This window comes from Streptomyces phaeolivaceus, assembly GCF_009184865.1.
Classification (GTDB): domain Bacteria; phylum Actinomycetota; class Actinomycetes; order Streptomycetales; family Streptomycetaceae; genus Streptomyces; species Streptomyces phaeolivaceus.
On sequence record NZ_CP045096.1, the window covers coordinates 4,837,170 to 4,852,788 of the forward strand.

Genomic DNA, 15,619 nt, shown 5'->3' on the forward strand with positions numbered 1-15,619 from the left:
TACAGGTGGCTTCAGACTACCCGTACAAAATTTCTACGCGGGTAGATTTGTAGGAAACTACAGGGATCCACGGAGAATCCCGGTGACGGCGGTCACGATCAGGTGTCGGGCGATCACCCTCATGAAAACTTCTGGGAAAGATCCCGGAACCCTATTGCGCGAGGGACACGCGGGCGGATTAAGTCTGTCTTCGCAATGCAATGCCGGGCACTGTACAAATGAATTGGCATTAGCCGATACTTTGCCCAATTAACAGCCGGACAGCCGACATCTTCCTGACGTCAGGGCACGTCGACGGAGAGATGTCGCACGAAGGGACCGATATTCGTGGCGCAGCGTGTCGTGGTCACTCTCTCCGACGACATCGACGGCTCGGAAGCGGCGGAGACGATCGCCTTCGGACTCGACGGCAAGTCGTACGAGATCGACCTGAACGAAGCCAATGCCAAGAAACTGCGTAAGGCGCTCGCGCCGTACGTGGAGGCCGGCCGGAAGCGGTCGAAGTCGGGCAAGGCCTACAAGCAGACCCAGGTGGCCCCGGACCCGGCGGCCGTCCGCGCCTGGGCCCAGGCCAACAAGCTGGACGTCCCCGCGCGCGGCCGGATCCCCAAGAAGGTCTACGAGGCGTTCGCCGAGGCGCAGTAGGTACGTGGCGTCCACGCGGCGGGTGCCGCGTGGACGCGCCTCCCGCCGGCCGTTCTCAGGGTCCGTCAGCGGGCCCCGGGGACGGCCGACTTGGGACCGGGGGACAACCGACTTGCGTTGCACCCCGCCGGATCGGCTAGAGTTTGGAGCACGCCGAGGGGCAAGGCCGAAAGGCCCGGCTCACCGGAGTCACGCGGGTGTAGTTCAGTAGTAGAACATCCCCCTTCCAGGGGGAAGGCGCAGTGTGCAATTCCTGTCACCCGCTCTGGATCACTTGACCGACCACTCCTGTGGATCAGGTAAAGTAGTCCTCGCGCCGATCGGTGGGAGCCGGTCGGAGGCAATGCGGACGTAGCTCAGTTGGTAGAGCGCAACCTTGCCAAGGTTGAGGTCGCCAGTTCGAACCTGGTCGTCCGCTCGTGAAAGAAGGCCCCGGTCCAATGGATCGGGGCCTTCTTCGTGTCCCCTCTTCCTCGTATCCCGCTCCCTCTCCCGCTCCCCCTCCCGCTTCCGCTTCCGCTTCCGCTTCCGCGTCTGACATTTGTCATGTCGAGCGATGACACCGCGCACTGCTCCGCGGCCCGTATCGCCGGGACGCTGAAGACATGGAAACGAACGGGCACGAGGACGTGAACACTCACGATCACGAGAACGTGATCGAGGTCACCGACCTGCGGCGCGTGTACGGGGGCGGTTTCGAGGCCGTACGGGGAATCACCTTCTCCGTCGGCCGGGGAGAACTCTTCGCCCTCCTGGGCACCAACGGCGCGGGCAAGACATCGACGGTCGAGTTGCTGGAAGGACTCGCGCCGCCCTCCGGCGGCCGGGTACGGGTCCTGGGGCACGACCCCTACGAGGAGCGCGCCGCCGTACGCCCCCGGATCGGCGTGATGCTGCAGGAGGGCGGCTTCCCCTCCGAGTTGACCGTCGCGGAGACGGTACGGATGTGGGCCGGCTGCACCAGCGTGGCGCGGCCCGTCGGCGAGGCGCTGGAGATCGTCGGACTCGGGCGGCGGGCCGGCGTACGGGTCAAGCAGTTGTCCGGGGGTGAGAAGCGGCGCCTCGACCTGGCGCTCGCGCTCCTCGGGCGCCCCGAGGTCCTCTTCCTGGACGAGCCGACCACCGGCCTCGACGCGGAGGGCCGCCAGGACACCTGGGAGCTGGTACGGGAGTTGCGCGACGGGGGGACGACCGTGCTGCTCACCACGCACTACCTGGAGGAGGCGGAGGACCTGGCCGACCGGCTCGCCATCCTCCACGAGGGCGGCGTCGCCGCGACCGGCACCCCGGCCGAGGTGACCGCCTCCCAGCCGTCCCGAATCTCCTTCGAACTACCCACCGGGTACTTCCTGGGCGACCTGCCGCCACTCGGCGAACTGGGCGTCACCGGGCACGAGGAGCACGACCGCGTGGTGGTGCTGCGCACGAAGGAGCTCCAGCGGGCGGCCACCGGGCTGCTGCTCTGGGCCGAGCGGGCCCGGGTCGAGCTGCGGCGCCTCGAAGTCCGGTCGGCGTCGCTGGAGGAGGCGTTCCTGCGGATCGCCCGGGAGACGGCGGCCAAGTCGAAGCAGTCACGCGAGGAGGAACTGGTCGGATGAGCACCACCATCCCCGTACACGGCGGTCGAACGGGCACCACGACCCTCAAGAGCCGGATGACCGCGCTCGCCCGCGCCGAACTGACGCTCCTCGGGCGCAGCCGGGCCACGCTGGTCACGGCGCTGTTCATCCCGCTGCTGCTGCCGCTCAGCGTCAGCTCGGCGACGGACCAGATGGATCTGAAGGAGGCGGGGCTGAGCGTCGGGATGGTCATCCTGCCCGCCGGCATCGGCTTCTCGCTGCTCTTCGCGATCTACACCGCCCTGACCAACATCTATGTCGTACGCCGTGAGGAACTCGTCCTGAAGCGGCTGCGGACCGGTGAGCTGCGTGATCCGGAGATCATGATCGGGGCCGCGCTGCCCGCCGTCGGCATCGGGATCGCGCAGTGCGTGCTCATGGCGGTCGGCTGCTCGGTCCTGCTGGACCTCGGGGCGCCGCGGGCACCGCACCTGGCCGTGCTGGGGCTGCTGCTGGGCGTCGTGATGTGCGTGGCGCTGGCGGCGGTCACCGCGAGCTTCAGCCGCACCGCCGAGAGCGCGCAGGTCACGAGCCTGCCGCTGATGTTCGTCTCACTGCTCGGCTCGGGCATCACGCTGCCGCTGGAGGTGCTGCCGGACCGGGTGGCGTCCGTCCTCGAACTGCTGCCGCTCAGCCCCGTCATCACACTGGTGCGCGGCGGCTGGACCGGCGACCTGTCCGCGTACGAGGCCCTGGGCGCCGTCGTCACCGCGCTGGCCTGGACCGTGCTCTCGGTGTTTGCTGTACGGCGGTGGTTCCGCTGGGAACCGCGCCGATGAGGGGAGTTGTGCCATGCGGGGGCCGGGGACCTGGTGGCGGGTGAAGAGCACACCGGCGAAGGTGGAGGCGTACACGCGGTGGTCGTTCCACATGTTCGCGGCGATCGAGCTCCTCGCGGCCGGACTGCCCGCCTTCGCCGAGGTGGGGCCGGGGCGGCCGGCCGGCTGGCTGATGCTGCTCGTGGTGGGCGCGCACGCGGCGACCTGTGCGGTGACCGCGTCCCGGGCGCTCGACTGGACGCGCGGACAGCGGGCCCAGCCCGTACGGCTGCTGTGGGTGCTGACCGCCGTCACCGCGGTGATCGCCGTCATCACCTTCGTGATCGCCGACCACGCGATGAAGGGGGAGGTCGCCGACAACGCCGGCATCTTCAGCATCGTGGTGGTCTTCGGCGTCGGTAACGTGACGCTCGGCGTCCGCGGCCGGAAGCGGGTCCTGGCGATCGTCGGCGGCTTCGCGGCGGGCTCCGCGCTCCTGGTCCTCCTGCTGGGCACCCCGGGGCCCGGCGCGCTGGTCACGGGGATGATCGTGCTGATCAGCGGTGGGGCCCTCGCCTTCACGGCCGTCTTCTCCGTCTGGCTCCTCGACGCCGTCTACGAACTCGCCGACGCCCGCGAGACCCGCGCCCGCCTCGCCGTCGCCGAGGAGCGGCTGCGCTTCGGACGCGATCTGCACGACGTGATAGGCCGCAACCTCGCGGTCATCGCCCTGAAGAGCGAGCTGGCCGTCCGGCTGGCCCGCCGGGAACAGCCCGCGGCCGTCGAGCAGATGATCGAGGTCCAGCGCATCGCCCAGGAGTCGCAGCGCGAGGTGCGGGAGGTCGTACGGGGGTACCGGGAGGCCGACCTCGGGGTCGAACTCTCCGGTGCGCAGGGCGTGTTGGCGGCGGCCGGCATCGACTGCTCGGTCGACGGGGCGGACACCACGGGACTGCCCGGCGAGGTGCAGTCCGCGCTCGCCTGGGTGGTGCGGGAGGCGACGACGAACGTGCTGCGGCATGGGAACGCCGATCAGTGCGTGGTGGTGTTGAAGGTGGCGGAGGGGCAGGTGGTGCTGACCGTGGAGAACGACGGAATCCGGGCGGCGGCCGGTACGGAGGCGGGGGACGCCGGGCGCTCCGTGGGGGCCGGCGGGTCCGGGCTCGCGGGGCTGCGGGAGCGGCTGGCGGTCGTGGACGGGACGCTGGAGGCGGGGCCGGTGGACGGGGAGGCGTTCCGGGTGGTGGCGCGGGTGCCGCTGGGGGCGGGGGGCTCGGGGGCGGGGTCGGGGGTGGCCTCCGCGCCGGGTCGGGGTTCCGGCTCGGGGTCGGGCTCGGGGTCGGGCTCGGCTGCGAGGGGTTCGGCGGACTCGGTCGGGTCGGTCGGGTCGGTCGGGTCGGCCGTCGTACCGGGGAGTGCCTCATGACCGCCGTACCGGGGGCGGCTGGGCGGCCGGTGCGGCTGTTGCTCGCCGACGACGAGCATCTGATCCGGGGGGCGCTGGCCGCGCTGCTGGCGTTGGAGGACGATCTGGTGGTGGTCGCGGAGGCGGCCAGCGGACCGGAGGCGCTCGCGATGGCGCTGGCGCACGAGCCGGATGTGGCCGTGCTGGACCTGCAGATGCCGGGCGCCGACGGTGTGAGGGTGGCCACATCACTGCGGGCCGAACTGCCGGGCTGCCGCGTGCTGATCGTGACCGGCCACGGTCGGCCGGGGCATCTGAAGCGGGCGCTTGCGGCGGGTGTGCGCGGGTTCGTCCCCAAGACCGTCAGCGCGCAGCGGCTGGCGGAGATCATCCGGACCGTGCACGCCGGGAACCGTTATGTGGATCCGGAGTTGGCGGCCGACGCGATCTCCTCCGGGGACTCCCCGCTGACCGCGCGGGAGGCCGAGGTGCTGGAGCTGGCCGGGGACGGGGCACCCGTCGCGGAGATCGCCGAGCGGGCCTCGCTGTCCCAGGGAACTGTCCGGAACTATCTCTCGTCGGCCGTCTCCAAGCTGGGGGTGGAGAACCGGCACGCGGCGGTGCGTCTCGCCCGGGAGCGAGGTTGGGTATAGTAGGCCTCGCGCCACGGCGCAGCGCGGACGTAGCTCAGTTGGTAGAGCGCAACCTTGCCAAGGTTGAGGTCGCCAGTTCGAACCTGGTCGTCCGCTCGTGAGAGAAGGCCCCGGTCCACTGGACCGGGGCCTTCTTCGTGCGCACGGGCGGGCGGCTTCTAGCTCCAGCTCGTGCCCGTCAGACGCTCGTACGCCTCCACGTACTTGGCGCGGGTCGCGGCGACGATCTCCTCCGGCAGCGGCGGCGGGGGCTGCTCGCTCCTGCGGTCCCAGCCGGAGGCGCCCGAGGTCAGCCAGTCGCGGACGAACTGCTTGTCGAACGACGGCTGGGCGTGGCCCGGCTCCCACAGATCCGCCGGCCAGAAACGGGACGAGTCCGGGGTGAGCACCTCGTCGGCGAGGACGAGGGTGTCGTCCTCGTAGCCGAACTCGAACTTGGTGTCGGCCAGGATGATGCCCCGGTCACGGGCGATGTCCCGGGCCCGGCCGTACACCGCGAGGGTCGTCTGGCGCAGCTGCGCGGCGGTCTCCGCGCCGACCTGGCGTGCGACCTCCTCGTACGACACGTTCTCGTCGTGCTCGCCGACGGCGGCCTTGGTGGCCGGGGTGAAGATCGGTGCCGGCAGCTCCGAGCCGTCGACCAGGCCCTCGGGGAGGGCGAGGCCGCAGACCGTACGGGAGTCGTCGTACTCCAGCAGGCCCGAGCCGGTGAGATAGCCGCGGGCCACGGCCTCCACCGGGACCATCCTGAGGGACTTGCAGATCAGGGTGCGGCCCGCCCAGTCGGCGGGGGCGCCCGGCGGGAGTTCGGTGCTCAGGACGTGGTTCGGGACCAGGTCGGCGAGCTGGTCGAACCACCAGAGGGACAGCTGCGTCAGGACGCGCCCCTTGTCGGGGATCTCCGTCGGCAGCACCCAGTCGAACGCGGACGTGCGGTCGCTGGCGACCATCACGAGGTCGCCCGCCTCGTTCTGGTACAGCTCGCGCACCTTGCCGGTGTGCAGATGCACCAGGCCCGGAACCTCGATCGGCTCGGGCTTTTCTACGAATCCGGACACGGTTCCTCCCCGTGGTGATGTCCAAGTGGCTCGATTCTCCCGTACGGGGACGACCGATCTTGGCCAGGGGTGGTGCGGGCGGGATGCGATGCGCTGCTCAGTCGCGTTTGCAGATGCGGTCCAGGAGGTTTGCGGTGGCGCGCTGGACACGGGTGTCGACGTGGCCCGGACGGTCCAGGGCCGGGGACCAGGCGAACGTCCCGGATGCGAAGACCCAGGCCCCGGAGGGGGCCCGGTAGAGAGAGGTCTCCTGGTGGCGGAGCACATTCTCGGTGTCCCGGTACGGGGAGTGGGCGAGGAGGATACGGCCCTGGTGCTCGGGGAGCGGGGTGCGCGGGAAGTAGCGGTCGGCCTCGCCGGCGACCATGCCCCGCAGCTCGTCGTTCTCATGGGCGCCGGTCGCGTCCCAGAGCCAGTGGTCGGCGTTGCGTACGACCAGGGGGTGGGGTTCGGGGACCCGGCCCTCGTACTGGATGCCCATCAACTGCTGCTCGGGGCGGTCGATTTCGCGCCACAGTGCGGGTTTGCCGGGGCCCCGGCGTTTTCGGCAGGTGAGGAGACGGTCGGGGACACCGGACGGGGACGGGCTCAGCTCCACCTGCCAGTACATGGTGTTGGAGGAGAGGAAGACGAGGGAGGTGCCGCCGTCGCGGGCCAGCTCGGTGGTGCGGCGCATCGGCGAGGACCAGTACTCGTCGTGGCCCGGGAAGACCAGCCCTCGGTAGCGGGTGGGGTCGACGCGGCCGGAGTGCAGGTCGCGGGCGTCGGCGTAGGCGAGGTCGTAGCCGTAGCGCTCGGCCCAGCGGATGAAGTCGTAGGCGTGGCCGACATGGAGGGGGAGGCCGGCGCCGGCGTACGGGCGGTCGAAGGAGACGGTCGTCGCCGCCTCGGACTCCCCGAGCAGCCGGCCTTCCTCGTCCCAGGCGTGGTAGAGGCTGGCGCCCGTACGGCCGTCCTCCGGGTACAGGTTGTACGCCTGCCAGGTGATGTCCGGGAGCAGGAGCAGCAGGTCGGCCGGGCGGTCGTCGCGGACGGTGAACGGCACGTGGGAGCGGTAGCCGTCGGCGGTGGTGAGGACCGCCACGTACGCGCCGGTGTTCCAGTAGCTCGGGATCTGCAGCCGCCAGGAGAGCCACCAGTGGTGGCAGGAGACCGTGCGGTCGGCGGTGAGGGGCGAGGGCTGGACGATGCCGGAGAGCCGGGGGCTGGTGGTGATCTTCGCCGCGCCGTCGCCGCTGTAGTGGCCGATGCGGTAGATGTCGACGCCGAATTCCTGGGGCGGGTCCACGGTGATGTGGAAGTCGATGGACTCGCCGGGGGCGGCCGCGCCGGTCGCCGTGAAGCCCTTGATCTGCCGCCGCACGTCGTCGGCGGAGCGGGGGCCCGACGGGGTGCGCGGGGCGGGCACGTGGGCGCGTGCGCGTGCCCGGGTGCCTTTGGCCGGGGCCTCGGGCTCGGGTGGGCCCGGCTCCACGTACCAGGGGACCACTTGGCCGGTGTCGTCGAAGTACGTCACATTGCCGCGGAGCCAGGGGACGGGGCCCTGGCCGAAGGGGTCCGTCACGGCGTGGGCGAGTGCGCCCGACTCCCAACGGCGGATGTGGTGCTCCGAGCCCATGAGTTGTTCCCCTCCCTCGTCCCCCGTGAGCTTTCGCAAGCCCTTGCTATGTACGCGATCGGTCCCAGCACATCACATTACGCACGCGCTCCGTCACCGTTCGTCGCGAATTGGCGAGAGTGGAACAACGGGGTCCGGATGGGGAGTTGGGCGGGCGGGATGAGCGGGTCAGCGGGTGAGCGAGGGGGCGGTCGTGGGTGGTGGTCGGTGGGTTGTTGCTGGTGGTCGGTGGCGGCTGGTGGTGGGTGGTCGGGGGTGGTGGGTGGTCGGGGGTGGTGGGTGGTCGGGGGTGGTGAGTGGTCGGGGGTGAGGGCGAGGAGGCGGCGATCAGACCAGGCGGACCGGTTTCTCCGGGCGGACCCCGAGGCGGCGGAGCCAGTCGCGGAGGGGGGCCGGGTCGCCGTCCTCCACGAGGGTCAGGACCCGGGGGGCCAGGTCGGCCGCCCGTACTCCGTCGACGAGGAGGGAGGGGCCGTCCAGCCAGTCCAGGCCCGGGGTCGCGCCCGCCGTGTCCATCGCCGCGCAGCAGACCATCGCGGCGACGTGCTCCGTCAGCAGCTCGCGGCCCGTGCGGGGCGGCTGCATCGGGAACAGGGGCAGCAGCCCGTCGTCCCAGAACGCCCGGTCCGGGCCCTGCGTCTCGGCTCCGCCGGTCGCGGTGGGTGCGGCGGGCGGGGCCGCAGCCTCCTCCCGCGCCAGCTCGGCGGTCAGCGCGGCGGCGAGGGCGGCGGAGTGGGGGTTGGTGAGGCCGGGTTCGTCGTCGTCATTGTCATTGTCATTGTCATTGTCATTGTCGGTGTTTCCGTCGATGCCGGGGTCAGCGACTTTGGCGGGGCCGCCGTCGTGACCAGGGCCGGGGTCGGGGCCGTCGCCGTCGCCGTCGCCGTCGAGAGGGGATATCTGGTGCCGGGCCGGGGTCTCGGTCAGGTCGGGCTCGTGTTCGTGATCGTGGGAGTCGTGCGAGGCCGCGGGGAGGGGTCCGGTGGCGGTTCCGGGGGTCTGGTGCGTGGTGGTCAGATGGCTCAGTACGCGGGACAGGGTGGGGCCGTGGGGGGTCGGGCCGGTGGGGTCGGTGGTCGGGTCGCTCGTGGTGTGGCGGACGCCCAGGGTGTCGAGGACGCGGTGGAGGCGGGCCGCGTCGGTGCGCCATTTGCGGTCGACGACCTCGTCCGGGTACTCGTGCCAGTCGACCGGGGACCAGTCGGGGCCGGGCTCGGCCGGGCCGCCGTGGAAGAGACGGGCGGCGAGGAGGGACGCGGCCTCGTCGACCGTGCCGGGTTCTTCGAGGAGGTCGCAGGCCGGGCGCTCGCCGAGCCGGGAGGCGAAGCCCTCGGCGAGGCGATCGCGGCGGGACAGCTCCGTGAGCGCGGCGACGACACCCGCGTCCAGACGGGACGGCCAGCGGCCCATCCGCCAGGCGGGCAGCGCGACCCGGGTGAGCAGCCGGTCCCAGCCCGCGTAGGCCAGGCCGACCTGCTCCTGGGCGACGATCCGCAGACCGTAGTCCACAGCCTGTGCGCGCTCGGCCGCCGCGGCGGCTACCCCACGCTCCATCTCGGCCGCGTGCCCCCGGCAGCCGCGCAGCAGCAGCCGGGTCACCCAGCCGACGCCGGCCAGGACCGTACGGACGAGGGGGCCGCTCGGGGCGGAGGTGACGGCCACGGCGGCGTCCAGGCCGCGTACGAAACGGCGGGCCGCGGCTATGTCCGGGTGCGCCGACGGGCCCGTACCCGCGACGACCGGTGCCAGCACCGCTCGTAGCTCGCCGACCCGCATCCACCACAGGAACGGCGAGCCGATGACGAGCACCGGGGCGGTGGGCGCGCGGTGCCGCCGAGGGGAGGAGAGGCCGGATTCCGCACCGGACCGCAGATCGGACTGTGGGCCGGACCGCAGATGGGGCTGTGGGCCGGGCGACGATCCGCGGGCGTCCGCCATCTCGTCGGTCCCGGCTGCCCCGTCTGCCAGGGCATCGGCGGGGCGGGACGGAGCGGACGTGTTGTGGGCCGGGTGGGTGCGGTCCTCCAGCCAGCTGTCGCAGTCCGGGGTGAGCGCTATCGCGGAGGGGGCCGGGACGTCGAGGCGGTCGGCCAGGTCCCGGACCAGACGGTAGAGATCGGGCGCGGCCTCCTCGGTGATCGAGACCGTCGGGCTCACGGCGGGCCGGGCGCGGGCGACGACGAGCGCGATGCCCGCGGCGGCCAGCAGCACGACGGCGGCGATGCCCGACACGACCCAGCCGGCCATGGACCAGCCGGGCCCGGTCAGATGGCCGGTCGACCCACCGACCAGCAGGACGACCGCGACGGCCGCGGGCAGCACCGCCACGGCCAGCGCCCTGCTGCGGACACGCAGCACGGCGAGGGCCCGGGAGCGCGCGGCCTGCGCGCCCGCCTCCTCACCACCTGCCATACCGGTCACGACCCGACGTCACCCCCTGCTGTCCCGTGCGGCGCACACCGCGACGCCTGCGCCGACTGCTCGTCGCAGTGGTCGCCGCCGAACGCCCTGACGTTGCTCACTCCCCCACTGTGGCACCCACCACTGACATCGCAATGCCGGTGGGCCAAGTGCCGGAACACTTGCGCCGCACCCTAGTTGGGGCCCCGGCCGCCGTCAGCCGGATGGGCCATCGCTCACTCGATGGAATGGCTATGGGGAGAGGTGAATGACGCTGGGCAAGGATCGGGCCCCGGATTCCGACCGGTTCTCCAGTGGTTCCTGGAGGTCTCCGAGGGATTCCGGGGCCTGGGGTTCGTACCCGTTGGTGATGCTTCGCATGCGGATGCGGCGAAGGGGGTGGGTGTGTTCGGTTGTGTGCGGATGCGTGGCGGTGCATGGCGGCGCCCGGCGACACCTGGCGGTGCGTACGGCGGGACCGGACGGCGGTCGGGCTTGGGCGGCCGGGCTTGGGCGGCCGGGCTTGGGCGGCCGGGCGTCAGCCGGGCGCGCCACGGACGGGCGCGCCACGGACGGGCGCGCCACGGACGGTCACACCTCGGCCGCCGCCTTCGCCGCGATGTCCGTACGGTGCTGGGAGCCGTCGAGGCCGATGCGGGCGACGGCGGTGTACGCGCGGTCGCGGGCCTGGGTCAGGTCCTTGCCGGTGGCGGTGACGGAGAGGACGCGGCCACCGGCGCTGACGACATCGTCACCGGCGCGCTTGGTGCCGGCGTGCAGGACGTACGCGTGCGGGGCGTCCACGGCGGCGATCTCGTCGAGGCCGGTGATGGGGTCGCCGGTGCGCGGCGTGCCGGGGTAGTTGTGCGAGGCCACGACCACGGTGACGGCGGCGTCGCCGCTCCAGCGGAGGGGTTCGAGGTCGCCGAGGGAGCCGTTGGCGGCGGCGAGCAGGACGCCGGCCAGCGGGGTCTTGAGGCGGGCGAGGACGACCTGCGTCTCCGGGTCGCCGAACCGGGCGTTGAACTCGATCACCCGTACGCCTCGACCGGTGATCGCCAGGCCCGCGTAGAGCAGTCCGGAGAACGGGGTGCCGCGGCGCCGCATCTCGTCGACCGTCGGCTGCAGCACGGTCTGCAAAACCTCGTCGACCAGCTTCGGGTCGGCCCACGGGAGCGGTGAGTACGCGCCCATGCCGCCGGTGTTGGGGCCCTCGTCGCCGTCGAGCGCGCGCTTGAAGTCCTGCGCGGGCTGGAGCGGGAGGACGGTCACGCCGTCGGTGATGGCGAAGAGGGAGACCTCGGGGCCGTCGAGGAACTCCTCGATGACGACCCGGCCGCAGGCGAGCGCGTGCTCACGGGCCTGGGCGAGGTCCGCCGTCACGACGACGCCCTTGCCGGCCGCGAGCCCGTCGTCCTTGACGACGTACGGCGCGCCGAAGGCGTCCAGGGCCTCGTCGATCTCCTCGGCGGTCGTGCAGACGTACGAACGCGCGGTGGGGACGCCGGCCCCGGCCATGACCTCCTTGGCGAAGGCCTTGGAACCTTCCAGCTGCGCGGCCTCGCCGGACGGGCCGAACACCGGGATGCCCGCCTCGCGCACGGCGTCCGCGACACCCGCGACCAGGGGGGCCTCCGGGCCCACGACCACGAGATCGGCCTCCAGCCGCGTGGCCAGCGCGGCCACGGCGGCGCCGTCCAGCGCGTCGACCGCGTGCGGTTCGGCCACCTCCGCGATGCCCGCGTTGCCTGGCGCGCAGTGGAGTGCGGTGACGTCGGAATCGAGGGACAGCGAACGGCACAGCGCGTGCTCACGAGCACCGGTACCAATGACGAGGACCTTCACAGGGGCCAGCCTAGCCGCAGGGGGCGGGGGGCTTTGTGCGGGCTTCCGAGGAGTGGGACGGCGGGGGTTCGTTGGATCGTACGAAGGCGGGGGTGAGAGATGAAGTGAGTGAGGGAGTGAGTGATTGAGGGAGGGAGGGAGGGAGGGATGAGGGGGACGGTCGGGCGCTGTCGTGACGCGCCGCCGTACGGCTGTGCTCTACGCCCTCTGCTCGTCCTGGCTCGTCCTGCTCGGTCAACTCGTCCTGCTCGGTCACTCGTTCGCGATTTCCTCGACCACCGTCGCGCCCAGTTCGCGCACGATCAGGTCGTGGCCCGAGAGGGCGGACTCGTCGAGGTCGGGGTCGTCGTCCTCGGGGGTGTCGTCCTCGGGGGAGACGGGCGGGGGTTCGGGGGGCGGTGGCGGGGCGGTCGGCCGAGCGGCCTGGGTCGACTGGTGGGGCTCGGACGGGCCAGGGGATGCCGGACGCGGGGCCGCCGGAGCCGAGGCCTGGGGCGCGGCGGGACGGGAGGCCGGGGCCGGGGAGCCGCCGTAGCCACCGCCGGCGCCGCCACCTCCGTAGCCACCGCCGCCGTAGCCACCGGCGGCCGGTGCCGGAGATCCGTAGCCGCCCGGGGCACCCGGTGAGGCCGAGCCACCCGATGTGTCGATGACGGCCTCGATCTTCCAGTGCACGTTGAACTGCTCGGCCAGGGCCGCCCGCAGGACGTCCTCGCTGCCGCTGCTCGCGAAGTTGTCCCGGGCGCCCGCGTTGACGAAGCCGATCTGCAGGGTCGTGCCGTCGAATCCGGCGACGTGGGCGTTCTGGCTGAGCAGGATCCAGGTGAAGCGGCGGCGGTTCTTGACCGTCTCCAGGATGTTCGGCCAGAGCGTGCGGGGGTCGGGGCCGCCCGGGGCCGGGTTGTACGCGGCGGGAGCCTGGGCCGCCGGGGGGGCGGGCTGGGCGTACGCGGGAGGTGGGCCCGAGGGGGCGGGCGCGGCCGGGGTCCCGGGTGCGGGGCCACCGCCGGCGGGTGCGGCCGTCGGCCACCCGCCGGGTCGACGTCCGCTGCCCGCGGCGGCCGGGGTGGGCCAGGAGCCGGGGGCGGCACCGCCGGGCGCGTTGGGGTGGGGAGGGGGCGTGGGGCTCGCGCCTTGGTTCGTGGGCGCGGGGGCGGGCGCGGGAGCCGTGGGTGGGGCGGTCGGAGCGCCGGTGGTGGCGGCCGGGGCCGGGGCGGGCTCGTGCGGCGGGGCGGGGGGAGCCGCCGGGCCGGGGCCCGGCTGTCCACCGGCGGCGCCCCCGGCACCGTACGCGTCGGAACCCGGAGCCTGACCCGCGGCGGGACCGGGGGTGCTCGCGCCTCCGCCTCCGGCTCCCCGGACCGCGGCGCGAGCAGCCGCGGGTCCGCCGCCGGGCGGAACCTGCGCGGCCGGTGCGCCTTGCGGGACCTGCGGGACGTGTGGGGCCTGTGGGGGCATGCCCATGGGTGGGGCGACGACGGCCGCTCCCCCGTGCGCGTCGGGGCCCGGCACGTATCCCATGGCGGGGCCGGGGCCGCCGCCCGAGAAGTTCACCCCGCGCTCCAGGCGGTCCAGGCGGGCCATGACGGAGCGTTCGTCGCCGTAGGTGGCGGGGAGGAGTACGCGGGCGCAGATCAGTTCGAGCTGGAGGCGGGGCGAGTTGGCGCCGCGCATCTCGGTGAGGCCCTCGTTGACGAGGTCGGCGGCGCGGCTGAGCTCGGCGGCGCCGAAGACGCCGGCCTGGGCGCGCATCCGCTCCAGGACCTCGGTGGGGGCGTCGATGAGGCCCTTGTCGATGGCGTCGGGCACGGCGGCGAGGATCACGAGGTCCCGCAGCCGCTCCAGCAGGTCGGCGACGAACCGCCGCGGGTCGTTGCCCCCCTCGATGACGGTGTCGACGACCTCGAAGGCCGCGGCCCCGTCCCCCGAGGCGAAGGCCTCGACGACCGAGTCGAGCAACGACCCTTCCGTATAACCGAGCAGCGACGTGGCCATGGCGTAGGTCACGCCCTCGTCCGTCGCACCGGCCAGCAGCTGGTCCATGACGGACATCGAGTCACGCACGGACCCGGCCCCGGAGCGCACGACCAGGGGCAGAACCCCCTCCTCGACCGGGATCTTCTCCTTGCCGCAGACCTCGCCGAGGTACTCGCGGAGCGTGCCGGGGGGTACGAGCCGGAACGGATAGTGATGCGTACGCGACCGGATCGTGCCGATGACCTTCTCGGGCTCGGTGGTCGCGAAGATGAACTTGAGGTGCTCCGGCGGCTCCTCGACGACCTTCAGCAGCGCGTTGAAACCGGCCGACGTGACCATGTGGGCCTCGTCGATGATGTAGATCTTGTACCGGCTGCTCGCGGGTCCGAAGAAGGCCTTCTCGCGCAGCTCACGGGCGTCGTCCACACCACCGTGCGAGGCCGCGTCGATCTCGATGACGTCGATCGAACCCGGTCCGTTGCGTGCCAGGTCCTGGCAGGACTGGCACTCTCCGCACGGCGTCGGAGTGGGCCCCTGCTCGCAGTTCAGACAGCGGGCGAGGATGCGCGCGCTGGTCGTCTTCCCGCATCCGCGCGGCCCGCTGAACAGGTACGCGTGATTGACCCGGTTGTTCCGCAGCGCCTGCTGCAACGGGTCGGTGACATGCTCCTGCCCGATGACCTCGGCGAACGACTCCGGGCGATAACGGCGGTACAGCGCGAGAGACGACACGCATACGAGGTTATAGGCGCCCACTGACAACACGGACCGGCCGGGACGAGACGGGGACGCCGACCGGGAAACTGACTGGGACGACGAGCGGGCCCGAACGCACAAGACCCCTCACGCACCCGCCAGAGCCAACCTACCCTTGCTGCCTTCCGGCCCTGGGGGAGTTCAGTCAGATAGCGCCGCGTGAGGGGCTGAGCCCAGCCTACCCGATCCCGGACGGCCGCCGTCCCGCCTCTCCACCCCCACCGCCCTCCTTGATCACCCCACCTCGAACGGGTTCGCAACCACCCTTCGACGTCATGTAATGTTCCTGGCGGAGGATTCGCCTAGAGGCCTAGGGCGCACGCTTGGAAAGCGTGTTGGGGGCAACCCCTCACGAGTTCGAATCTCGTATCCTCCGCAGCCGCCTGAACAGGCGAAACGAAGAGCCGAGCCACGATTGTGGCTCGGCTCTTCGGTGTGCGTTGGTTGCAGTTTTGGTTGCGTTCACAGGCGGAATTAAGGACATTTCTACGGACAGGCAGGCGCACGCCGCGACCCCCGGCGGGCAGTCGGCACCGGCCTGCACTGCGGAGGTCCCATGGAACTTGGCGGTGGATGTCGCGGCGGTTGCCGACGGCCAGGACCCACACGATCAGCTGACGGTCTTCAGCGGTGTAGACAACGCGGTAGTCGCCGACCCGGCCAGGGAAGTGATGGCCCTCAACGAGCAGATCACTGAGTTGGACAAGCTCGTCGAAGGCCCGTTTCGCGAACACGAACTCGCTGACAGCCCAGAGCGTCCCCGGCATCGGCGCCGTCCTGGACGCGGAGTTCCTCGCGGCCGTCGGCGGCGGTTGGGAGGAGTTCGCCTCGCCGGACGCCCTGGCGGCCTTCTCCGCCGGCGTCGCTCCGGCGCCCCGCGCCTCG

10 protein-coding genes, 4 tRNA genes, 1 other RNA gene and 1 pseudogene are annotated in these 15,619 nt (G+C 72.1%); 10 read left to right on the forward strand and 6 right to left on the reverse strand.

What is annotated here, in order from left to right:
• Window positions 1-327 precede the first annotated feature (327 nt).
• From F9278_RS22790 to F9278_RS22825, 8 genes are all read left to right on the forward strand, one after another.
• Window positions 328-645: a histone-like nucleoid-structuring protein Lsr2 gene (locus tag F9278_RS22790; RefSeq protein ID WP_152169994.1), complete on the forward strand. Its 318-nt coding sequence runs from the start codon at window positions 328-330 to the stop codon at window positions 643-645.
• Window positions 646-838: 193 nt separating this feature from the next.
• A tRNA-Gly gene (locus tag F9278_RS22795) sits at window positions 839-910 on the forward strand.
• An 80-nt stretch (window positions 911-990) separates the two neighbouring features.
• Window positions 991-1,063 (forward strand) — tRNA-Gly (locus F9278_RS22800).
• A gap of 187 nt (window positions 1,064-1,250) precedes the next feature.
• The gene (locus tag F9278_RS22805; RefSeq protein ID WP_152169995.1) at window positions 1,251-2,243 is read left to right on the forward strand and encodes an ABC transporter ATP-binding protein; all 993 of its coding nucleotides are present in this window, start codon (window positions 1,251-1,253) and stop codon (window positions 2,241-2,243) included.
• On the forward strand, window positions 2,240-3,043 hold the full coding sequence (locus F9278_RS22810) for an ABC transporter permease (protein WP_152169996.1): 804 nt from the start codon (window positions 2,240-2,242) through the stop codon (window positions 3,041-3,043). Before F9278_RS22805 ends, F9278_RS22810 begins: the two co-directional genes overlap by 4 nt.
• Before the next feature lie 13 nt (window positions 3,044-3,056).
• Window positions 3,057-4,448 carry a sensor histidine kinase gene (locus F9278_RS22815; protein ID WP_152169997.1) on the forward strand — a complete coding sequence of 464 codons (1,392 nt, stop codon included), beginning with the start codon at window positions 3,057-3,059 and terminating at the stop codon, window positions 4,446-4,448.
• The gene (locus F9278_RS22820) at window positions 4,445-5,080 is read left to right on the forward strand and encodes a response regulator transcription factor (RefSeq protein ID WP_152169998.1); all 636 of its coding nucleotides are present in this window, start codon (window positions 4,445-4,447) and stop codon (window positions 5,078-5,080) included. The genes F9278_RS22815 and F9278_RS22820 overlap by 4 nt, the downstream gene beginning before the upstream one ends.
• Window positions 5,081-5,103: 23 nt before the next feature.
• Window positions 5,104-5,176: transfer RNA gene (locus tag F9278_RS22825), tRNA-Gly, on the forward strand.
• 62 nt (window positions 5,177-5,238) lie between these two features.
• On the opposite strand, the gene F9278_RS22830 is transcribed toward F9278_RS22825, so the two are convergent.
• From F9278_RS22830 to ffs, 6 genes are all read right to left on the reverse strand, one after another.
• The gene (locus F9278_RS22830) at window positions 5,239-6,138 is read right to left on the reverse strand and encodes a phosphoribosylaminoimidazolesuccinocarboxamide synthase (protein WP_152169999.1); all 900 of its coding nucleotides are present in this window, start codon (window positions 6,136-6,138) and stop codon (window positions 5,239-5,241) included.
• Between the two features lie 97 nt (window positions 6,139-6,235).
• Complete coding sequence (locus tag F9278_RS22835; RefSeq protein WP_152170000.1) at window positions 6,236-7,756, reverse strand: N,N-dimethylformamidase beta subunit family domain-containing protein; 1,521 nt, start codon at window positions 7,754-7,756, stop codon at window positions 6,236-6,238.
• Between the two features lie 327 nt (window positions 7,757-8,083).
• The gene (locus tag F9278_RS22840) at window positions 8,084-10,168 is read right to left on the reverse strand and encodes a hypothetical protein (RefSeq protein ID WP_152174056.1); all 2,085 of its coding nucleotides are present in this window, start codon (window positions 10,166-10,168) and stop codon (window positions 8,084-8,086) included.
• Between the two features lie 579 nt (window positions 10,169-10,747).
• Entirely contained in the window at window positions 10,748-12,001 is a 1,254-nt protein-coding gene (purD, locus tag F9278_RS22845; RefSeq protein ID WP_152170001.1) for a phosphoribosylamine--glycine ligase, read from the reverse strand.
• 252 nt (window positions 12,002-12,253) lie between these two features.
• Window positions 12,254-14,710, reverse strand: a complete 2,457-nt coding sequence (locus F9278_RS22850) for a DNA polymerase III subunit gamma and tau (RefSeq protein WP_152170002.1) — start codon at window positions 14,708-14,710, stop codon at window positions 12,254-12,256.
• A gap of 99 nt (window positions 14,711-14,809) precedes the next feature.
• An RNA gene (ffs, locus tag F9278_RS22855) (signal recognition particle sRNA small type) lies at window positions 14,810-14,906 on the reverse strand.
• Window positions 14,907-15,025: 119 nt separating this feature from the next.
• Here ffs and F9278_RS22860 point away from each other — a divergent pair.
• Both F9278_RS22860 and F9278_RS22870 read left to right on the forward strand, forming a co-directional pair.
• A tRNA-Ser gene (locus tag F9278_RS22860) sits at window positions 15,026-15,110 on the forward strand.
• A gap of 283 nt (window positions 15,111-15,393) precedes the next feature.
• A pseudogene (locus F9278_RS22870) lies at window positions 15,394-15,619 on the forward strand (transposase); the annotation flags it as partial.